The 21200-nt window shown below is 63.1% G+C and carries 17 protein-coding genes and 1 pseudogene; 10 read left to right on the forward strand and 8 right to left on the reverse strand.

Annotated features, from left to right (window positions below; translation table 11 throughout):
- Positions 1-32: 32 nt before the first annotated feature.
- Positions 33-449: an RNA polymerase-binding protein DksA gene (gene dksA / locus AC1DZU_RS23815; RefSeq protein WP_095085082.1), complete on the reverse strand. Its 417-nt coding sequence runs from the start codon at positions 447-449 to the stop codon at positions 33-35.
- 340 nt (positions 450-789) lie between these two features.
- Between dksA and AC1DZU_RS23820 the strand changes: the two genes are divergently transcribed.
- The 4 genes and pseudogenes from AC1DZU_RS23820 (at position 790) to AC1DZU_RS23835 (ending at position 4615) form a co-directional block, all read left to right on the forward strand.
- A complete protein-coding gene (locus tag AC1DZU_RS23820) occupies positions 790-1293 on the forward strand; it encodes a SixA phosphatase family protein (RefSeq protein WP_477288892.1) in 504 nt (167 codons plus the stop codon).
- Positions 1294-1356: 63 nt separating this feature from the next.
- Positions 1357-2835, forward strand: a complete 1479-nt coding sequence (locus AC1DZU_RS23825; RefSeq protein ID WP_477288894.1) for a YcjX family GTP-binding protein — start codon at positions 1357-1359, stop codon at positions 2833-2835.
- Positions 2832-3925: pseudogene (locus AC1DZU_RS23830) on the forward strand (YcjF family protein). The gene AC1DZU_RS23825 and the pseudogene AC1DZU_RS23830 overlap by 4 nt, the downstream one beginning before the upstream one ends.
- A 135-nt stretch (positions 3926-4060) precedes the next feature.
- Positions 4061-4615: a hypothetical protein gene (locus AC1DZU_RS23835; RefSeq protein WP_477288896.1), complete on the forward strand. Its 555-nt coding sequence runs from the start codon at positions 4061-4063 to the stop codon at positions 4613-4615.
- Between the two features lie 76 nt (positions 4616-4691).
- Here the strand turns inward: AC1DZU_RS23835 and AC1DZU_RS23840 are convergent, their stop codons facing one another.
- Positions 4692-4958, reverse strand: a complete 267-nt coding sequence (locus tag AC1DZU_RS23840) for a hypothetical protein (RefSeq protein WP_095085087.1) — start codon at positions 4956-4958, stop codon at positions 4692-4694.
- A 246-nt stretch (positions 4959-5204) separates the two neighbouring features.
- Here AC1DZU_RS23840 and AC1DZU_RS23845 point away from each other — a divergent pair, with 246 nt between their 5' ends.
- Both AC1DZU_RS23845 and AC1DZU_RS23850 read left to right on the forward strand, forming a co-directional pair.
- On the forward strand, positions 5205-7040 hold the full coding sequence (locus AC1DZU_RS23845) for a monovalent cation:proton antiporter-2 (CPA2) family protein (RefSeq protein ID WP_477288898.1): 1836 nt from the start codon (positions 5205-5207) through the stop codon (positions 7038-7040).
- Positions 7041-7054: 14 nt separating this feature from the next.
- A complete protein-coding gene (locus AC1DZU_RS23850; RefSeq protein WP_477288900.1) occupies positions 7055-7600 on the forward strand; it encodes a DUF924 family protein in 546 nt (181 codons plus the stop codon).
- Between the two features lie 28 nt (positions 7601-7628).
- On the opposite strand, the gene folK is transcribed toward AC1DZU_RS23850, so the two are convergent.
- The 3 genes from folK to folP are packed head-to-tail and all read right to left on the reverse strand — an operon-like array spanning position 7629 to position 9339.
- Positions 7629-8141, reverse strand: a complete 513-nt coding sequence (folK, locus tag AC1DZU_RS23855) for a 2-amino-4-hydroxy-6-hydroxymethyldihydropteridine diphosphokinase (protein WP_477288902.1) — start codon at positions 8139-8141, stop codon at positions 7629-7631.
- On the reverse strand, positions 8125-8484 hold the full coding sequence (folB, locus tag AC1DZU_RS23860) for a dihydroneopterin aldolase (RefSeq protein WP_477288904.1): 360 nt from the start codon (positions 8482-8484) through the stop codon (positions 8125-8127). The genes folK and folB overlap by 17 nt, the downstream gene beginning before the upstream one ends.
- Before the next feature lie 3 nt (positions 8485-8487).
- Positions 8488-9339 carry a dihydropteroate synthase gene (folP, locus tag AC1DZU_RS23865; RefSeq protein WP_457150774.1) on the reverse strand — a complete coding sequence of 284 codons (852 nt, stop codon included), beginning with the start codon at positions 9337-9339 and terminating at the stop codon, positions 8488-8490.
- 119 nt (positions 9340-9458) lie between these two features.
- Between folP and AC1DZU_RS23870 the strand changes: the two genes are divergently transcribed.
- A complete protein-coding gene (locus AC1DZU_RS23870) occupies positions 9459-10097 on the forward strand; it encodes a DUF922 domain-containing Zn-dependent protease (protein WP_477288906.1) in 639 nt (212 codons plus the stop codon).
- 217 nt (positions 10098-10314) lie between these two features.
- Positions 10315-11793 carry an MDR family MFS transporter gene (locus AC1DZU_RS23875; protein WP_477288908.1) on the forward strand — a complete coding sequence of 493 codons (1479 nt, stop codon included), beginning with the start codon at positions 10315-10317 and terminating at the stop codon, positions 11791-11793.
- Between the two features lie 33 nt (positions 11794-11826).
- Here the strand turns inward: AC1DZU_RS23875 and AC1DZU_RS23880 are convergent, their stop codons facing one another.
- The 3 genes from AC1DZU_RS23880 to AC1DZU_RS23890 all read right to left on the reverse strand — a co-directional run bounded on the left by AC1DZU_RS23880 (position 11827) and on the right by AC1DZU_RS23890 (position 13830).
- Positions 11827-12855: an NAD(P)/FAD-dependent oxidoreductase gene (locus AC1DZU_RS23880; protein WP_477288910.1), complete on the reverse strand. Its 1029-nt coding sequence runs from the start codon at positions 12853-12855 to the stop codon at positions 11827-11829.
- Positions 12856-13041: 186 nt separating this feature from the next.
- On the reverse strand, positions 13042-13362 hold the full coding sequence (locus tag AC1DZU_RS23885) for a 2Fe-2S iron-sulfur cluster-binding protein (RefSeq protein ID WP_477288912.1): 321 nt from the start codon (positions 13360-13362) through the stop codon (positions 13042-13044).
- 99 nt (positions 13363-13461) lie between these two features.
- Positions 13462-13830: an Hpt domain-containing protein gene (locus AC1DZU_RS23890; protein WP_457150771.1), complete on the reverse strand. Its 369-nt coding sequence runs from the start codon at positions 13828-13830 to the stop codon at positions 13462-13464.
- Between the two features lie 271 nt (positions 13831-14101).
- Between AC1DZU_RS23890 and AC1DZU_RS23895 the strand changes: the two genes are divergently transcribed.
- Both AC1DZU_RS23895 and AC1DZU_RS23900 read left to right on the forward strand, forming a co-directional pair.
- Positions 14102-20584, forward strand: a complete 6483-nt coding sequence (locus AC1DZU_RS23895) for a kinesin (protein ID WP_477288915.1) — start codon at positions 14102-14104, stop codon at positions 20582-20584.
- 137 nt (positions 20585-20721) lie between these two features.
- Positions 20722-21177, forward strand: coding sequence for a macro domain-containing protein (locus tag AC1DZU_RS23900; RefSeq protein WP_477288917.1), 456 nt, complete (start codon positions 20722-20724; stop codon positions 21175-21177).
- Positions 21178-21200 lie beyond the last annotated feature (23 nt).

Raw genomic sequence — 21200 nt, forward strand, 5'->3', positions numbered from 1 at the left:
GATCGCTTTGAGCACGGCCCATCGGCGCCGCTTCAGTCGTCGCGATAGACCTTTTCGCGACGCTCGTGCCGCTCCTGCGCTTCGATTGACAACGTCGCGATCGGACGCGCATCGAGCCGCTTCAGCGCGATCGGCTCGCCGGTCTCCTCGCAATAGCCGTAAGTGCCTTCGTCGATTCGCTGCAGGGCGGAATCGATCTTTGCGATGAGCTTGCGCTGGCGGTCGCGGGCCCTGAGCTCGATAGCGCGGTCGGTTTCCGAAGAAGCGCGGTCGGCGAGATCGGGGTGGTTGGCGTTTTCCTGTTGCAGGATTTCGAGAGTTTCGCGCGCTTCGCGCAATATGTCATTCTTCCAGGTGACGAGCTTTTGGCGGAAGTAGGATTTCTGCCGTTCGTTCATGAACGGCTCGTCTTCGGAGGGTATGTAATCGGCGGTAACGATGTCGTTCATTCGACTCACCCAAACTGCCCCTATTTTGGCGCCTATATATTCGCGGTCCGACGCCTGCACAAGCGCAATCGGCCGCTGTCTCACGCAATTGTTAATGTTCGGTGGCGGGCGCCTTTGCAGCAGCGAATGGTCGTTTTGATTCCAAACTACGCTTCGACACTTTGGATCCCGTGCAACATTCTTTTCGAAGACCGGCATGATCTTCGCGCCGAAGCACAAGCGCCGTTTGCAGCACCGCACATCGATGATTCGCTGTGTTTGAAGAACACGGGGCATTGTGCGCAGCGGCTTTCTCGTGGCTAATCCAGGAAGTTCGGCATTCGGCGTCAGCGGAGGTTGGGTGGGCACGCTTTATCTGTTGCGACATGCCAAGGCCGGCTGGGCACTGCCCGGCATGCGCGATTTCGACCGCCCGCTCGACGCATCCGGCCGCGCCGATGCCGAAATGATGGGCGCCGCCATGCGGTCCCGCTGCTATGTTCCGGACCTGACTATCTGCTCCAACGCCAAACGCGCCAAGGAGACGCTGGAAGGCCTGGCCGGTCAGACCGATACCGGCCGGGTCCTGTTCTTCGACACGCTCTACAGCGAAGACGCCGCCGGTTACCTCCGCCTCATCCGCGACAATGGCGGATCGGGTTCGTTGCTGGTCATCGGCCACAACCCGATGACGGAGGATCTCGCCATGGCGGTTTCGGGCGACGGCGACGAGACGGCGCGGGCCACACTCAACCACGGGTTCCCGACCACCGGTCTGGCGGTCGTCCGCTTTGACGGCGATCTGGCAAAAGCCGCCCAGGGCACCGGCCATCTCGAAGCGTTCCTGACGCCGGCCGATCTCTGAAGCCATTTCAAAGCCGGGATCTACAGCCTATATCGGGCGGACCGAAGCCCGAGAGATCACATTTTGGCATCATCGCTGACCACTTTCACCGACGAGGCGAGGATTGCCCTCGACACGCTGTCGGGCCGCGCCACCGGGCTTTTCTCTCCATCGCTGCGATTGGGTGTCACGGGCCTTTCCCGCGCCGGCAAGACGGTGTTCATATCGGCATTCGTCCACAATCTGATCCATGGCGGACGCCTGCCGCTGTTCGAGGCCCAAAAATCCGGGCGCATCGCCCGTGCCTTCCTCGAACAGCAGCCTGACGACGCCGTGCCGCGCTTCCAGTACGAGGATCACATCGCCGCACTGGTAAACGATCGCGCCTGGCCCGATTCGACGCGCGCCATTTCCGAATTGCGGCTGACCATCGAATATGAATCGGCCTCCGGCTGGAGCCGTATGTTTTCCTCCGGCAAACTGTCGGTCGATATCGTCGACTATCCCGGCGAATGGCTGCTCGACCTGCCGCTGCTCGGCAAATCCTTCGGTGATTTTTCCCACGAAGCCTTCGAGATGGCCGTTTTGCCGGTGCGCGAGGACCTGTCGCATGGCTGGCGGGCGTTGTCGGCGGAGATCGACCCGAACGCCGATGCCGACGAGATGATGGCGCGCCGCCTAGCCGAAAGCTTCGCCGCCTATCTGAAGGCGTGCAAGCTCGACGAGCGGGCGCTTTCGACCTTGCCGCCCGGCCGCTTCCTGATGCCTGGCGATCTCGAAGGCTCGCCTGCACTCACCTTCGCTCCCCTGGCTGGGCTCGGCGACAGGCGTCCGCGCCCGGGATCGCTGCACGCCATGATGGACAGGCGTTACGAGGCCTACAAGACGCATGTCGTCAAACCGTTCTTTCGCGAACACATCACACGCCTCGATCGCCAGATCGTGCTGATCGATGCCATGCAGGCGCTGAACGCCGGCCCCGGCGCCATGGCCGACCTGGAACGCGCGGTGACCGAGATCCTCAGTTGTTTCCGTCCCGGCCGCGGTAGCTTCCTCACTGACCTGTTTTCGCGACGCATCGACCGCATCCTGGTTGCCGCGACCAAGGCCGACCATCTGCACCACGAGAGCCATGACCGCTTGCAGGCGATCGTGCGGCGCCTTGCCGACCGTGCCGTGGCCCGGGCGAATTTCACCGGCGCCGATGTCGATGTGGTCGCCATGGCGGCGGTGCGCGCGACGCGCGAAGGCACCGTCAAGCAGGGCCGAGAGACGCTTCCCGTCATCATCGGCACACCTATCGCCGGCGAGAAGATCAACGGCGAAACCTTTGACGACAAAACGGAAACTGCCATATTTCCCGGTGATTTACCGGAGAATATTGATGCGGTGTTCGATGTTTCGGGGCCCGATCACAAGCAGGACTCCGTGGACCCGGCAATCCGCTTCGTCCGCTTCCGTCCACCAAAACTCGAACGCACCGCCGAAGGTGTCACGCTGTCGCTGCCGCACATCCGGCTCGACCGTGCCTTGCAGTTCCTGATTGGAGATCATCTGGCATGACCGCGCCCCGCAAGCCGGCCGCATTTCGTATCGAGCCGGAAGCCAAATCGAAACAAGAGGCGCCTGAGGCACGCCGTGTCCAGGCCCAGGTTGACTCCCAGCGGAAGCCCCGCGCGATGAAGACCGATGTCGCGATGGTCATCCCGGCGGAAGTCGATGTCTTCGACGAGCCTGACATCGTTGCCGCCGAACCGCCGCCGGCGATCGCCCCCAGAAAGCGGTCGCTGCTCGGCAGCATCTTCTTCGGCGCCTTTGGTGTGCTGGTTTCGCTGGCTGTCGGCCTGTGGACCGATCAGCTCATACGTGACCTCTTTGCACGCGCCGAGTGGCTGGGCTGGCTGGCCGCCGGCATGGCGGCCATTGCCGTGCTGGCGCTGATGGTCATCCTGATCCGCGAGTTCCTGGCCATCGCCCGCCTCGCCGAGGTCGTAAAGCTGCAGAAACGGGCGATGCGATTGCGCGCGACGATCCCAAGGCGGCACGATCGGTGGTCGACGAGCTGTCGGCCTTCGTCGCGGCCAAGCCCGAGACAGCGGCCGGCCGGCGCGCGCTGGCCGAACTGCGCGGCGAAATCATCGATGGCGGCAATCTGGTGCGCCTGGCCGAAGCCGAAATTCTCGGCCCCCTCGATGCCAGGGCCAAGGTGATGATTCTCGAGGCGGCCAAACGCGTCTCTCTGGTGACGGCTGTCAGCCCGCGCGCGCTGGTCGATGTCGCCTATGTCGTGTTCGAGGCCGGGCGCCTCATTCGCCGCCTGTCGGAGCTTTATGGCGGGCGGCCGGGAACGCTTGGCTTCTTCCGCCTTGCGCGCAGCGTGCTGGCGCATCTGGCGGTCACCGGCTCGATCGCCGTCGGCGACAGTTTCGTCCAGCAGATCGTCGGCCACGGCCTGGCGGCGCGCCTTTCGGCCAAGCTGGGCGAGGGTATCGTCAATGGCATGATGACGGCGCGCATCGGCATCGCGGCGATGGAGACAACGCGTCCCCTGCCCTTCAGCGCCGCAAAGCGTCCGGGACTGGGCGATTTCCTCTCGGCGCTGACATCGTTTGCAACCAGGAAGGATGCCGAAACGGCCCCATCCGGCAAGTGAACCGGGCTGCAGCTTTTGGATCTTCGGAATTGTTACCGGACTGCTTTACGGCGGCCCCGTAGTGACGAAGCATTAACCAATCTTGTTCATGGTCAGACCGGTTCCAAACAGCCTCTTTGTTGCCGGGTGTCGTCGATGAAAAGTGTAATTCTGTCCAGCGTCTTGCCCCTGGCAACCGTGATAACAGCACTCGTCGGCATTGCCGGAGCGGCTTCCGCCGCGGAGCCGGACAAGCAGTTCTTCCAGTCGGCCGAAGGCAAATGGATCGGACCCGGCGAAATCGTCGCCGGCAAGTACAAAGGCACCAAATTCAACTGCAGCTTCACCGGCTCGACGCCGGACGGCAAGGTCGGCATGACACTCGACGGCGGTTGCCGGGTCGGCATGTTCACCCAGCAAATGTCGGCCACGATCGAGCGCAAGGGCCGCGAGGGCTACAAGGGTAGCTTCATGGGCGGCGCGACCGGTTCCGGCCTCGACATCATCGGCGGCAATGTCGTCGACGCCCGCAAGGTCGTCTTCACCATCAACCGCAACCAGCTTCGCGGCGTGATGCAGGCCCGCATCCCCGACGACAATTCGATGACGGTGACCATTGCCGTGCGCGTCGACGACCAGTTGGTGCCGGTGATCGGCATGAGCCTGAAGCGCGTCGATTCCATCGAAGTCGGCTCCATCGCGCCAAACTGAACAATCATAGATCACTAAAAGCAAAAAGGCGGCGGCCAACGGTCGCCGCCTCGTTCAAACAGCTTCGATCCTGTGCTTAGCCCTTGATCGCGGCCGTCACCTCGTCATACGCCTTGCAGGCGTCGGCCAATGTCGTGGTGCCCTGATATTTGGTTGTCACGGCCTGCACCTTGGCCGTCAGGTCAGCCGCCTTGGACGGGTCCTTGGTGATCGCTTCCTGCAGCGCGGCAGCCATGTCCTGCGCTTTCTTGGTTGCGATCTCGGCCGTGCACTCGGGCGCCTTCGAGCACGCCGAACCGGCTAGCACCGCCAGGCCGACGGCAACAAACAAAAACTTCTTCATGTCAGTCATCTCCTCAAAAGGGCTCGACTTGATCGTCGCTCACCCTCCAATGGCCGAAGCCGAGCGTCCTTAGCCTTCGATTGTGGCAAGATGCAACGCGTTCCCAGCGTCAACTTGTGTAACGCGCCCGCAACATCGCTGGTGATCCGGATTCGGGCTGTTCGATACCCACCGAAGCCCCTATCTTCGCCGCTTGTCAAAGAACTTCGAAATCGGAATCGGTCCTCAAACGAGCGGAATGGCGGAATGGCGGTAGAGGCATCGAGCAACGATCTGGTTCAGGTGGTGGCGCTGCTTGCAGCCGGCGTTGTCGCCGTTCCCATCTTCAAGCGCATGGGCCTCGGCTCGATTCTCGGCTATCTGGCCGCCGGTGTGGTGATCGGCCCGTTTGGCCTGCGCGTCTTTTCCGAATCGGAAGCCATCCTTCATGTCGCTGAGCTCGGCGTGGTGATGTTCCTGTTCATCATCGGACTGGAGATGCAGCCGTCGCGGCTATGGGGTCTGCGCCGCGAGATATTTGGCCTCGGTGCACTGCAGGTCGGCGTCTGCGCGGTCTTGCTGACCGCTGTTGGCGTTGCGGGAGGGTTTCCAATCTCGCAATCCTTCGTCGCCGGCGCCGGCTTCGTGCTGACCTCGACGGCGATCGTCATGCAGCTTCTGGAGGAACGCGGCGAAATCGCCGAGCCGAAAGGCCAGCGCATCGTCTCGGTGCTGCTGCTCGAGGACCTGGCCATCGTGCCGCTGCTGGCCCTGATCGCATTCCTGGCGCCCGGCGGCGCCGACACCAGCCTGGCGGAGCGCTTCACCGAGATAGGCATCGGCCTTGCCGCGATCGTCGGACTGGTGCTGGCTGGACGCTATCTGCTCAATCCGTTCTTCCGCATCCTGGCGGATGCCCGTGCCCGCGAGGTGATGACGGCTGCCGCCCTTCTTGTCGTCCTCGGATCGGCGCTCGCCATGCAGCTCAGCGGCCTGTCGATGGCGATGGGTGCATTCCTGGCCGGCGTGCTGCTGTCGGAATCGACCTTCCGGCATCAGCTCGAAGCCGACATCGAACCCTTTCGCGGCATCCTGCTCGGCCTGTTCTTCCTTGCCGTCGGCATGTCGCTCGACCTGCATGTGGTGGTCGCGAACTGGCGGCTGATTGCCATCTATGTCGTCGCCTACATGGTGATGAAGGCGCTCGGCATCTACATCGTGGCCCGGGTCCTGAAAACCCGCCATCGCGAAGCGTTGGAGCGTGCGGTCTTCATGGCGCAAGGCGGCGAATTCGCCTTTGTCCTCTATTCGGCCGCCGCCGCTGTCGGCATCATTGACAACCAGGCCAACGCGACGCTGACGGCGATCGTCATCATCTCGATGGTGCTGACGCCGCTGGCGATCATCGCCCTGCGGTATCTCACACCGCGCGACGAGCAGTCGCTCGACGGGGTCGAGATAGCCGATGGCCTGACCGGCAGTGTGCTGATCATCGGCTTCGGCCGGTTCGGTCAGATCGCCAGTCAGCCGCTGCTCCTGCGCGGCATCGATGTCTCGATCATCGACAACGATGTCGAAATGATCCAGGCGGCGGCCGATTTCGGCTTCAAGGTCTATTATGGCGATGGCACGCGGCTGGACATCCTGCATGCAGCCGGGGCTGGCCGCGCGCGCGCCGTGCTGATCTGCGTCGACAAGCCGGATGTGGCCGTTCGCATCGCCCAGCTGATCAAGGCCGAATTTCCGCTACTCACTGTGCTCGCCCGGGCTTTCGACCGCGGCACAGCCCTGCAGCTCATTCGTGCCGGCGTCGACTTCCAGCTGCGCGAAACCTTCGAATCGGCGCTGGTTTTCGGCGGCTCGGCGCTGGAATCGCTCGGCGTCGATCCCGAAGACGTGGCAGAGGTGATCGAGGATGTGCGACGCCGCGATACCGCCCGTTTCGAAACCCAGCTCGCCGAAGGTGTTCGCGCCGGACAACGCTTCCTGAGGGGCAATATCGGCACGCCCATTCCCACACCCCTCACCCAGCCGCGCCGTACGGGGCAGGCACTCAATGAAGAGACGGCCGGTGTTTTGCACAAATCCGAACCCGCGGATTGAACAAGGAATTTTGCATGGAATTGGACAACAGAGCCCTGTCGGTCACCAAATTCTGGCGCGACGCCGGCGAGGATGCATGGTTCGAGAAGAACGAGGCTTTCGATGCCGACTTCCGCAACCGCTTTCTCGATCTCCACTATGCCGCCGCGCGGCGTGAATGCGACGACTGGTCGGCACATGCCGAAGGCTCGCTGGCGTTGATGATCCTGCTCGACCAGTTTCCGCGGAACTGCTTTCGCGGCACCGGCCATATGTGCGCGACCGATCCGTTGGCGAAGTATTTTGCTCAAAAGGCCGTCGCGGCCGGCCATGATCTGGCACTGGAACCTGAAGTCCGCGTGTTCCTGTATTTGCCGTTCGAGCATTCGGAAAACCTTGCCGACCAGGAGGTATCGGTCGAGCTGCACAAGGCCAAAGCCGAGTTCAACCTGAAATATGCGCTCGAGCACCGCGATATCATCCGGAATTTTGGCCGTTTTCCGCACCGAAACAGGATGCTTGGCCGCGAGACCACACCCCAGGAGCAGGCGTTCCTGGATGGCGGCGGCTTCTCCGGTTAGAAGCTCCTGCTGTCGCCCTGCCCGGGCATCAGACCAGCCACCAATCCCGGCCGGACGGCAATCGCTCGATACCGGAAGTGTCGACCGCGACCAGCCGGTCCGCGACGCTGCGGCCACCGACAACCAGGCCCGGCGCGATCTCCGCCAGCGGCGCCAGCACGAAGGCGCGCTCCAGCATGCGCGGATGCGGCACTTCCAGTCCGGTCTCGTGAATGACGCGGTCGCCGAACACCAGAATGTCGATGTCGATCAGCCGCGGTCCCCAGCGCTCCTCGCGCACCCGCTTCAGTCTGCGCTCGGCATCCAGACAGAGGTCGAGCAAGGCGCGCGGCACCAGTCCGGTGGAAATTTCGGCAGCCGCATTGAGAAAATCCGGCTGATCGAGCTTGCCCCAGGGCGGTGTGCGATAGAGCGAGGATACGCCGGTGACGCGCGTATCTGCGTCGGCATCCAGCATGCGCAGCGCCGCGCCCATCGATTTCGCCGGGTCGCCAAGATTGCCGCCAAGGCTGAGATAGACCGTGCTATTCGGGCCAGACAACGGTCACCTCGACGTAATCGATCACACCGGGGACCGGAGCGTTTGGCTTGCGCACCGTGATCTCGGCTTTTTTGATCTGCGGAAAACGCGCCGCCAGTGCACGGGCGACCTCGAGTGCCAGGGATTCGATCAGAAAGCGGCGCTGTCCTGTGATGATCTTTTCGATCTCCGTGAAAGCGATACCGTAGTTGACCGTGTCCTCGATGGAATCATCGACAAGCGCCCGGCCGGGATCGACGGTGAGAGCGGCATCGACATAGAAGCGCTGGCCGAGCCTTTCCTCCTCGTCCAGCACGCCGTGCCGGGCAAAGAACGCGCAATTCTTCATGCGGATGACATACATCGCTCAGTTTCTCGCCTGGTCGCTTTGACGCGCCAGCATAGCATCTGCGAGCGCCAGCGCGTCCACGTTGAATGCGACATCATGGACGCGAAACAGATCGGCGCCCTTGAGCCGCAGGATGACGCTGGTCGCCGCCGTTCCGACACCCCTGCCAGCCGCGTCGCGGCCGGTCACGGTGCCGATGAAGCGCTTGCGCGAGGTACCGGCCATCAGCGGCAAGCCAAGTGCACTGAGCTCGGAAAAGCGCGCCATCAGATCGAGATTTTCCTCCGCCGTCTCCTTGGCGAAGCCGAATCCGGGATCGAGCACGATATGGTCGTCGGCGATGCCATGCTGGCGGGCGATTTCCAGCGATTTTCGCAGGAACGCCAACTGATCGGCAATCACGTCCGGCAGCTTCTCGCGGCCCCGCCCGGTATGCATGATGACAAGGCCGGCGCCGGTGTCGGCGGCGACGCGGGCAATGTCGGGCTCGCGCTGCAACCCCCAGACATCGTTGACGATGTGTGCGCCGGCGGCCACCGCGAGCCGAGCGGTGTCAGCGCGGTAGGTATCGACCGAAATCAGCACCCCGCCGGCACTCGCCAGCGCTTCGATCACCGGCAGGATGCGGGCCTGTTCGTCGCTCGCCGATATCGCGGCGGCGCCCGGGCGGGTCGATTCCCCGCCGACATCGACGACCAGTGCCCCTTCCCCCATCATGCGCCGTGCCTGGGCCAACGCCTTTTCGGGGGCGTCGAACAGTCCGCCGTCGGAAAAGCTGTCAGGGGTGACGTTGAGGATGCCGACGACCACGGCTTTGCCGCCAAGGTCGAGATGGCGTCCATGTGCCAGCTGCCATCGCCTAGCCGTCATTTGCTCAGCAACCATGGGCTCATCAACCAAGAGGCTCATCAACGATGTGTGATCCGCTGCGGATCAATTCCGTTGCGCTGGCAACGGCCGTAAAGCAAGGTGGTCGAAGAGGCAACATGATGAACCGATCCATGCTTGGCGTGAAACCATCCCTGCTCTGTGCGCTGCTGCTTGCCGCCACTGCCGTCCCGGCTGGTGCGGCCAATCTCGTCAAGACGTACAGCTATTTCGCCATTGGCGGCAGCACCCTCGACGACATCGAGGCACAACTCTCCAAACGCGGGCCGGAGGTCAAAAGCACGGGCACGCGGCACCCGGGCGCCACCCAGATGGCCTTCACCACCCGCATCAGCTATGCCAAGACTTCGAACTCCTGCCGGATCGCCGACGCGGTTGTGACCGTCAAGGTGAAGGTGATCCTTCCCGAATGGCGCCGCTCGCGCAAGGCCGATGCCGATGTCAGGCTGTTCTGGGACACGCTGGCCGCCGACATCAGACGCCATGAAGAGCGCCATGTCGAGATTGCCAAGAACCATGGCCGGGAACTCGAAGAGGACCTGAAAGCCACCTACCCGCAAAGGAATTGCGACGCTGCCAAGGCCAAGGCCGCCGAAATCACCGCGGCCGTTCTGGCCAGGCATGACCGGGCGCAGCTGCAGTTCGACCGTGTCGAAAGCGTCAATTTCGAAAGCCGCATCCTGAGGCTGCTGCGCTATCGCATCGAACGCATCGAGAGGGGTCAGCTGCCGCCGGCCTGACTCGAAAACCCGCGGCGCCGGCGAAAGCCAAATCCGCCGAAGCGTAGTGCCAGCCTCGAAAAACTTTCGGGCGCCTGTCGAAATCGGCCTATTACGGAACGACATATAGCAGGGCTCGCCAGGCGCGGGCTTCAAAACGCCAATGCGATCAAAACGGTCAAAGGGACCGGAACGGCCGAACAGTGCCGGTCAATCGCAAGCTTACGGATGAACGATCATGGATCAGGCTGTCGACAAGCCAACGATGGTGGAAGCCGGCGTGCCACTGAGCGAAACCGAAAAGAACGCCATCATCGCCGGCGTGCTGCTGTCAATGCTGCTGGCGGCACTCGATCAGACCATCGTGGCGCCTGCCATGCCGACCATCGGGCATGCGCTCGGCCATGCGCAATACCTGCCGTGGATCGTCACCGGTTACCTCTTGACCGCGACCGCCATGGCACCGCTCTACGGCAAGATTTCCGACGTCTATGGCCGCCGGCCCACCGTTTATGCGGCGATCCTGATCTTTCTCCTGGGTTCGCTGGTCAGCGCCATGGCGCCCAACATGTTCGTGCTGGTTGTCGGGCGGGCGATCCAGGGCGCCGGTGGTGGCGGCCTTTTCACCTTGACGCAGACTGTGATCGGCGACCTCGTTCCGCCACGCGAGCGGGCGCGCTACGCTGCCTGGATCTCCGGCACCTGGGCTGTCGCCAGCATCGCCGGGCCGCTGCTCGGCGGCACTTTCGCCGAACATCTGCACTGGTCGCTGATTTTCTGGATCAACATTCCGCTCGGCCTGCTGGCCATGGCGATCATCAACAACCCGCTTAAGAAGCTGCCTATTGCCGCAAAGCAGCATCGCATCGACGCCCTCGGCGCGCTGCTGCTTGTCGTGGCCACGGCATTGCTGCTGTTGGCGCTGAACTGGGGCGGCAGCGAATATCCATGGCTGTCGCGCGAAATTGTTGGGCTGCTGGCCGTCTCGGTGGTTTTCTGGGTCGCGTTTGCCTTGCGGCTGCTGCGCGCGGCCGAACCACTCATCTCGCTTGAAGTGCTGAGCAACCCGATCGTTCTCGCCGGCACATCGTCGATGTTCCTCTTGCAGGCCGCCAACATAGGTCTGGCGGTCTATCTGCCTGTCTATCTGCAGTCGATTGTCGGCCTCTCGGTCAGCGAGTCGGGTCTGGCGATGCTGGGCCTTCTGCTCGGCACCGTGGCCGGCGCCACATTCAGCGGACGGACAATACCGCGCTTCGTCCATTACAAGCGGATCGCGATGGTCGGCGTGTTCTTCTCGATCCTATGTCTCGGACTGCTTGCTCTGGTCGCCGGGCACGCCTCGCTGCTGGTTGTCGAGATCTTGACGATCTGCATCGGCCTGGGAAGCGGAACCACCTTCCCGGTCGCCACCGTATCGGTTCAGAATGCCGTCGATCGCGCGCACCTTGGTGTCGCAACCGGCGTTCTGACCTTCCTGCGATCGCTGGGCAGCGCGCTCGGCGTCGCCATGCTCGGCGCTGTCGCGCTTGGCTACGGCTTGCCGCTTGCCGGTGAGGGCACGCTTGCCCTCGGACAGGCTATTTCAGTGGTGCCCTTCGTGATGATCTTCCTTGTCGCCGCGGCAACGCTGCTGCTGGCGCTGATCACGCTCGGCCTGATGCCGGAAAAGCCACTTCGCGGCCAGGCCGACCATGCGCCGGTGATGGCGGAATAGAAGCGGTCGGCGAAGCCGAGCCGATCCAGCGGCTCAGTCGACGACGCCGAGCTTCTTCTGCAGGCTGGTCGATGAGGTCGTGTACTGGAACACGATGCGTTCACCGGGGCTGATGATGCGCTTGGCTGCCTGCGCCATCAGCGCCACCTCGTGGAAGCCCGACAGGATCAGCTTCAGCTTGCCAGGATACCAGTTGATGTCACCGACCGCGAAGATGCCGGGCACCGATGTCTGGAACTTCTCGGTATCGACCGGAATGAGGTTCTCGTGCAGATTGAGCCCCCACTCCGCGATCGGCCCGAGCTTCATGGTCAGGCCGAAGAACGGCAGCATGCGCGTGCAAGGCACCTCGACATCGCCGTCCGGTCCCTTGATGACAGCCGATGAGAGATGGCCGTCGGCGCCGGTCAGTCCGGTCACTTGCCCGACCTGGAAATCGAGCTGCTTCATCTCCTGCATGGCATACATCTTGTTGACGCTGTCGGGTGCGGCGCGGAATTCGGGCCGCCGGTGCACCAGCGTCACGCTCTTGGCCACCGGCTGCAGGTTGAGCGTCCAGTCGAGCGCCGAATCGCCCCCGCCGACAATGACAAGGTCGTGGCCGCGAAAATCTTCCATCCTGCGTACCGAATAGAAGACGCTTTTGCCTTCATAGGGTTCGATGCCCGGGATCGGCGGCCGCTTGGGCTGGAAGGAACCGCCGCCGGCGGCAATCACCACGACCTTGGCTTCGAATACCTCATTCTCGTCGGTGGTGACGCGAAAGCTGCCGTCCTCCAGCTTTTCCAGGCTGGAAACCATGCGGTTGTAGGTGAAGTCAGGCTTGAACGGCGCGATCTGCTCGAGCAGTTTGTCGACCAGTCCCTGCGCCGAGATCGAAGGCCATCCTGGAATGTCGTAGATCGGCTTTTCCGGATAGAGTTCCGCGCATTGGCCGCCCGGCCGGTCGAGGATGTCGATCAGGTGGCACGTCATGTCGAACAGACCGAGTTCGAACACGGCAAACAGGCCGACCGGCCCTGCCCCGACAATGAGGACGTCTGTCTTGGTGATGTCGGTCATGCGGTGTGCCTCGCTGCGCATGACCCCGAAAATCGTAATCGATTTTCGGAAAGGATCATGCGCCAAATAAAAGTGCTACAGCGTCCTTTGCGCGTCCAAGAGGACGCGCGGCGCTGTAGCGGAACCCGAGCGACACTGCATGAGCAATCCGCTGCTGCCAAGCAGCAGCCGGCAAAAATCAGTGTCTCAGCCCTGGCGGGCCGGCACCCGCACGACCAAACCGTCAAGCGCGTCGCGCACCTTGATCTGGCACGACAGCCGCGAGTTCGACTGAACGTCGTAGGCGAAGTCCAGCATGTCCTCTTCCATCGCTTCCGGCTCGCCGACTTGCGCCGTCCATGCCTCGTCGACATAGACGTGGCAGGTCGCGCAGGCGCAGGCGCCGCCGCATTCCGCCTCGATCCCCGGCACCGCGTTGCGGATCGCGTTCTCCATGACCGTCGAGCCGTTCTCGGCGTCCATGTCGAATTGTGTGCCGTCATGGGCGATGAAAGTCAGCTTGGTCATTTGTCACCTGAAGGGAGTCTCAGCCGAGATAATCACTCCGGCTGACAAGTCAACTGCGCGCGAAAGCGCCGCTCGGTGACGTTTTTCCGCAAACCGGGTTCAGCGACTGATGGCGGCGATGAAATCGCGCACTTCGTCGATCAGCGCGCCAAGCCGCCCGAGCGTCTGGTTGTCTTCCGGCCGGTGCTCGATCTCGGTGGCGCAATCGGCGATGGCAAAGGCACCGACACCGCGTGCCGAACCCTTCAGCCCATGCGCCAGCAGAAGCCGGTCCTTGATGTCGGCATCGACTATTTTCTCGCGCACCGACAGGGCCTGTTGTACAAACAGCGCCAGCACCTCTTGCTCGAGGCTGCGGTCGCCCATGGTCTGGCGGGCAAGGTGTGCCAAATCGACCGGCCGTGACCGCCTAGGTCCGGATACGTCGCCCCCGGGCATTGAGAAGGCAATGCCGCTTTCGCCACGCATGAACTCGAACTCCGTTTCTTCGATCGCCCGAAAAACTAGGCGATTCCAGTGGACAACGGGTTAATGAGTGGCCGGGAAAAATGTTGCGAAAGCGGCGCCGAAATCACGCTTCCGTTAACCTTATATTTAAAGTTTTACGTATCTCGCGGAATGCATGTTTTCTTTACCCCCCTGTGTCATTACGATACGAGGGGTCCATTTTCAGCCTCCTGCGCGGGGTACGATAAAAACAGAATAATAAGCCCGCGGCAGCTAGTACAGGGTAGTAGGCATGGCAAAGAAAACAACGACGACGAGAACTCTCGACAACGATGTGGCCAGGGAACTGGAAAAGGCGCTTGATCTAGACCTCAGCAGCGATGCCGGCGACGGCGACCTCGACATCGCGGCTTCGATGGAAGATCTGGAAGCGCAGATATCGCAGGCCGCCGACGAACTGGCGCGCGAGGGACGCAACGATAAGCCGGCGCCAGCAGTCAATCAGAGCCAGACCGCGCGCAGTGAGGCCACGAAACCCGCGCCCCAGCCCAAGCCCGCCGAGTTGCGCCCCGTCGAAACACGCAATGGCGCCCAGCCCGCGGGTTTCGCGCCAGCCAACGACGATCGCCAGAAGGACTACAAGACGCTCTTGCACAGCCTCAACAGGCGTGCCTCGAACACCATTTACTGGGTCGTTGCCTTTGTCTCGCTCGCCTGGTTCGCCGGTGCAGGCGGTCTGGCCAACCTCCTTTTCGGACCGAGCATCTGGAGAATCCGTACGCTCGACCAGTTTCTCGCCCGTCCCGAACTGATCGGTCTGGCAGTTGCGGCAATTGTGCCCGTCATACTGTTCTGGGCCTTCGCGGCGATGATTCGCCGCGCTCAGGAAATGCGCATTGCCGCCCAGTCGATGACCGAAGTGGCCTTCCGCCTGACCGAGCCGGAAAACCTTGCCCAGGATCGCGTCATGATGATCGGCCAGGCCGTTCGTCGCGAGGTCGCCGCCATGGGCGAAGGCATCGAGCGCACGCTTGCCCGCGCCGTCGAACTGGAAACGCTGGTCCACAGCGAGGTCAACCAGATCGAGCGCTCCTATTCGGAGAACGAATCCCGCATCCGTTCGCTGGTCGACGGGCTCGGCAGCGAGCGTGAAGCCGTCGTCAGCCATGCCGAGCGCGTCCGCGCCTCGATCACCGGCGCGCATGAGACGCTGAAGGACGAGATCGGCGCCGCCTCCGACATCATCCGCGACAGCATCCTCAATGCGTCTACCAAGCTGTCGATGACGATCACCAATTCCGGCGACACGCTCATCGACCGCATCAATGAAAGCTCGTTGTCGATCTTCGATTCGGTGGAAGGCCGGCTCGATACGATCACCGACAAGCTGTCGACCTCGGGCGAGGCCTTCGCCAGCCTTCTCGACACCCGCATAGCCAAACTGACCGACACCACCGACGGCCTGACACGGTCGTTGACTGATCTCCTCGACGATCGCACCACCGGCATGGTGTCTCTGCTCGGAGGTGCCGCGCGCACCCTCAATTCCGAATTCGAGGCCAGCCTCAACGGCATCGAGCGGACGCTCGCAGAACGCGGCCAGGCGCTGATCAGCGAGTTCCAGACCCGCGCCGAGGCGCTGGACACCGGAACGCAGAAGCTCAACGCAGCGCTCGAGGCCCGCGCCCGCCAGATCAATGAGACGCTGGTCGAGCGTGCCCGCGAAATCGCGCACACCTTTGCCGAGAGCAAGGACACGCTGTCGGCGATGATCGATCAGGGCAAGACCCAGATCGGTGCCGACATGGCCGACATCGTCACCTCGACCTCCTCCATGCTCGAAGCCCGCGCCAGCGACTTCGCCGGCCGCATGGAAGCCGCGCGTCACGTCGTCTCACGTTCGTTCGATAGCGACATTCAGCGGCTCGCCGATGCCCGCGCCGGCATCGAGGAAGCCGTCGAAAACCACAGCCGCAAGCTTTCGGAAAGCCGCGAGCGCATGGCCGAGGCCATGCAGGCCGACCTGGCGAAGTTCGAAGAAGGCCGCGCTGGCATCGATGCCGCGGTGACCGACCAGGTGCAGAAGCTGGCCGAAGGCCGCAGCCTGATCGCGCGCGCCCTCGAGGAGGATCTGCGCAAGGTCAATGAATCGCGGGCGGCCATCGATGCGTCGCTCGGCGGCCATCTTGAAAGGCTGGAAGAAGGCCGCAACAGACTCTCTGCTGCCTTGAACGAAGACTCCGGGAAACTGGTACAAGCTCGTACAATCATTGATGAAATGGTTGCTGGGCACGTCGGCAAGCTGGCCGAGGGCCGCAGCATCCTGTCGCGCGCTTTGGAAGCCGATCTCGGCAAATTGTCCGACAGCCGCGCCAGCATCGACGGTCTCGTCGCCGGCCAGGTCGAGAAGATCGCCGAGGGTCGCGCCGTGCTCGCCAAGGCACTGGAAAACGACATCAGCGGCATCAAGAGCCTGATCGAAGCCCATTCCGCCAAGCTGGCGGACGACCGCACGCAGCTTTCCCAGTCGCTCGACAACGATCTGTCCAGCATACGCGGCCTGATCGACAGCCATGCGGGACGGCTGGTCGAGGATCGCAGCCTGCTGTCGCAGACGCTCGAGGCTGACCTTTCCAAGTTGGCCGAAAGCCGATCGAGCATCGACGGCCTAGTTGCCGGCCAGGTCGAGAAGCTCGCCGAAGGCCGCGACATTCTCAAGCGGGCGCTGGAATCCGATCTGAACACGATCAAGGGCGTCATTGCCAGCCAGTCGGAAAGGCTCGCCGAGGATCGCGGGCAGCTTTCGCGGGTGCTGGAAGCCGACCTGCAGAATGTGAACAGCGTCATCGCCGACCACATGAACAAGCTCGTTCAGGATCGTTCGACCTTGTCGAAGGCGCTTGAAGATGATCTCGCCAAGCTGGCGGAGAGCCGCTCCAGCATCGACGGGCTGGTCGCCGGCCAGGTCGAGAAATTGTCGGAAGGCCGCAACATCCTGCGGCGTGCGCTGGAAGCCGACCTCAATGCGATCCAGAGCACCGTTGCCGACCAGTCGCAGAAACTGGTCGATGACCGGGCACAGTTCGCCCGTGCGCTCGAGGCCGATCTCGAAAGCGTCAACAGCCTTGTCAACAGCCACTCCGAACGGCTCGCCCAGGATCGTTCGACGCTGTCGAAGGCACTCGAGGCTGATCTCGAAAACGTCAGTGGCCTGGTAGGCAGCCATGCGGAACGGCTTGTCGGAGAGCGCTCGACCCTGTCCAAGGCGCTCGAAGACGATCTTGCCAAGCTGGCCGAAAGCCGCTCTAGCATCGACGGGCTGGTTGCCGGTCAAGTCGAGAAGCTGTCGCAAGGCCGCGACATCCTGCGGCGCGCGCTGGAAGCCGACCTCAATGCGATCACGAGCACCGTTGCCGACCAGTCGCAGAAACTGGTCGATGACCGGGCGCAGTTCGCCCGGGCACTCGAGGCTGATCTCCAAAACGTCAGCGGCCTGGTGAACAGCCATTCGGAAAGACTTGTCGGCGAGCGCTCGACCCTGTCGAAGGCGCTGGAAGACGATCTCGCCAAGCTGGCGGAAAGTCGCTCCAGCATCGACGGACTGGTCGCCGGCCAGGTCGAGAAACTCGCCGAAGGCCGCGATATCCTCAAGCGTGCGCTGGAAGCCGACCTGCAGAAGCTTTCCGCAAGCCGCAGCGATATCGACGACATCATCGCCGGACATGTCGGCAAGCTGTCGGAAGGCCGCAACATGCTGGCCCGGGCGCTGGAAGACGATCTCGGCAAGCTCGCCGAGACCCGCCAGGACGTCGACCGCTCGCTGTCGGGCCATATCGACCAGATCGCCGCCAGGAGCACCGATATCTCTGCCGCGATCGCTGCCGATGTCGAGAAGATCGAGCAGGCGTTCAGCCGCCAGACCGGTGTGATCGAGGAGCGCGCCGGCACCATGGAGCGTGCGCTCTCGACAGGCGTCGACAACGTCCGAGCCGTGCTCGAGAAGAGTGCGGTCTTCGTAGCCGGCGCGTTGCGCGAAAAGGTCCTGGAAGTCACCAGCACGCTGCATGAGCAGGCCGGTGCCGCGTTCAGCGACGCCGACCGCAAGATCGCCGAGCGCGCCGAGCAGACCTCCGCCGCCCTGCTGGCCAGGGCCGAAGACATCGCCCGCACCTTCGAGGAAGCCGATCGTCGCCTCCACACCCGTGCGGAAGATACGTCGAACGCCTTGCTTGCCCGCGCGGATGACACCTCCAGCTCCCTGCTGGCCCGCGCCCATGAAACCGCTGACCAGCTGGCCGCTCGTGCAAGCGAGATAGCCGGTACCTTCGACGTGGCGGACCAGAGGATCGCCACCCGCGCCCAGGAAACCGCCGATCAGCTAGCCGCCCGGGCCCAGGACACCGCCGACCATATGGCCACCCGTGCAGCCGAGATTGCCGGCGCGTTCGATGCGGCAGACCAGAAGCTGGTCGCCCGCGCTGTTGAAACCGCACAGTCGCTGGCCGCCCGCGCAGGCGACATCCTGCGTAACTTCGAAGGCGCCGATCAGCGGCTCGGTATGCGCATCGGGGAATCTGCCGAGGCGCTTGCCGCACGAGCATCGGATCTCGGCCGTATCTTCGATGCCGCCGACCAGCAATTGGTCTCGCGCATCGCCGAAGGTTCGGAAGCGCTGTCGAGCCGTGCGTCGGAAATCGGCCGCATCTTCGACGAAGCCGATCAGCGCCTGGTGTCGCGCATCGCCAGCAGCTCGTCGACGATCGGCGAGCATGCCGAGACCATCGTCGGCGCCTTTACCGACACCGAGCAGAGGGTCGCCGAACGTGCAAGGCGGACCGGTCAGGAAATGGCCGTGCATGCCCGCGAAATCGAGCAGGCGCTTACCGGCGCCGACGAGCGGCTCGCATCGAGCGCGGCGGCCGCCGCCGCCCGTGTCGAAGAGCAGGTCTCAGGCGTCGAGAACCGCCTCGCCTACACGGCAGAGACGATGGGCCAAAGGATCAACGAACAGGTGGCGAATGCCGAGGCGCAACTCGTCTCGCGCGCCAATGTAATCGCGGAGACCTTCACCGCGGTTGGCCAACATATCGGCCAGAGCACCAACGACGCCGCCAAGACGATCGGCGCCAACACCCGCGAGCTCAACACCATGCTCGCGGCGCGTTCGGCCGAAATGTCGAAGATCCTCGACGAAACCGCGCGGCCGCTGGTCGAGCGCTTTGCCCAGGGCGGTTCGGAACTGCAAAAGAGCATGGAAGAGGTCACCGAACGCGCCACCGAGAAGCTGCGCAGCGAGAATGCCGCACTTGTCAACGCGCTCGCCAACCGCACCGCTGAGACCTTGTCGGCGGTCGAAGGCGCCCGTTCGTCCCTGTCCGACAGCGTCGCCGATCTCATTGGCCGCATGACCACGTCCAGCTCGCAGCTCGGTCAGTTGATCGAGCAGGCCGCGGTCAATCTCGGCCAGGTCGACGAACGTCTGAGCGGCAGCACGCAAAGCTTCGCCGCCACCACCGAGAAGGCCGCGCAAACCTTCGCCAGCTCGGCACGGCTGGTCGATTCGAACACCACAAGGCTGACGGAACTGTCGTCGTCTACCTTGCGCGAAGTCGCATCGATCGCCACCAAGTTCGATGAACACAGCCGCCTGCTGGCCAGCGCCTCGGACCTGCTGAGCTCGGCCCAGAGCAACCTCGAGCACACGCTCGAAAGGCAGTCGTCGCTCGAGGATCTCGCCGTCGGCCTGGTCAAGAAATCGGAAGATCTCGAAAGGGTCATGCGCTCGTTCGAAAATCTCGTCGGCCAGACGCTGCAGAACGCCGAGGGCAAGACGATGGAGTCGGCCGACAAGATCCGCAACGCCATCACCGACGTCGTCGATTCGGCGACCAAGCGCTTCGCCGATGCGACCGAAGAGATGCGGCGCACCGCGGGCTCGATCAAGAGCGAGCTCGACCTTACCCGCGCCGAGCTCAAGAAGGGCGTCATCGAGATGCCGGAAGAGGCAAAGGAATCGACCTCGGCCATCCGCCGTGCCGTTTCCGAGCAGATCAACGCCCTGAAAGAGCTTTCGGAGATCGTAGCGAAGTCCGGTCGCGGCGGCGGCGATGCCTCCGAGCAACGCAACCTGCGCCCGGCACCGCAAGCGTCGGCCGCACGCCCTGCCGAGCCACCACGGCGTGCACCACCGGCACCGCAGCCGGAGCTGCGTACACCGCAGGCGCCGTTGGGCGGCGTACCACTGCGCGGCACGCTCGACCTGGAGCGTCCGGCCGAGGCGGCACCGCGCCAGCGTGCAGATGCCGGCGCCCGTACACCACAGGGCGGCTGGGTGCGCGATCTCCTGACCGGGGCATCGCGCGAAGAGGACGCCAGGCCGGCGACGCCCGCGGAAGCACCGCGCGCGGCTCCTGCCCAGCGCTCGCCGCTGCATGTCGTGGAATCGCTGAACTCGCTCTCCGTCGACATCGCGCGGGCCATCGACCACGATGCTTCGATCGAGCTGTGGAACCGCTACAGGCGTGGCGAGCGTGACGTCTTCACGCGGCGGCTGTACACGCTGAAGGGCCAGCAGACGTTCGACGAGATCCGTCGCAAGTATCAGGCGGAGGCCGAGTTCCGCACCGCCGTCGACCGCTACTGCGACGATTTCGAAAAGCTGCTCAAGGATGTCTCGCGCAACGACCGCGACAACATCATGGCGCAGACCTACCTGACGTCGGACACCGGCAAGGTCTACACCATGCTGGCCCACGCCAGCGGCCGTCTGCACTAAGGGCGGTGCAGCAAAACAGAAAGGGCGACCTGCCCTTTCTGTTTGGAGCCAATCCTGAAAAGATCGTTTCGAATGCCGCCAATCTCGCGATTTGGTTGGATGCTAGTGCTGTGGATTGAGGCCGGGATTTCGTGGCAATGCAGACAATTCGTGGTGATCTGCTTCAGCTTGCACTCGACGGAAAGTTCGATGTCATCGTGCACGGATGCAACTGCCAGTGCAAAATGGGCAAGGGAATTGCTCTTTCGATAAAGCAGCGTTTTCCCGAGGCTTACGCCGCAGACTGCGCAACACCGAAGGGCGACCCAGCCAAGCTGGGAAGCCTATCCGTTGCTGAGATCACGCGAGAGGGCCGCACGTTCCATGTCATCAATGGCTACACGCAGTTCCATTGGCAGGGAACAGGCATGAGGGCAGACTACGAAGCAATCCGGAAAGTCATGCAGTCCATCAAAGCCAAATTCACAGGCAAGAGGATCGGGTACCCGAAAATTGGCGCAGGGCTGGCTGGAGGTGATTGGGAAACGATAGCCTCAATCATCGAGGACGAACTCGCCGGTGAAGATCACACGCTTGTCGAATACGCGGCCTGAACCGTTTCGGCTCACCGGCTCAT

This window comes from Mesorhizobium sp. P2_A12 (genome assembly GCF_056405075.1).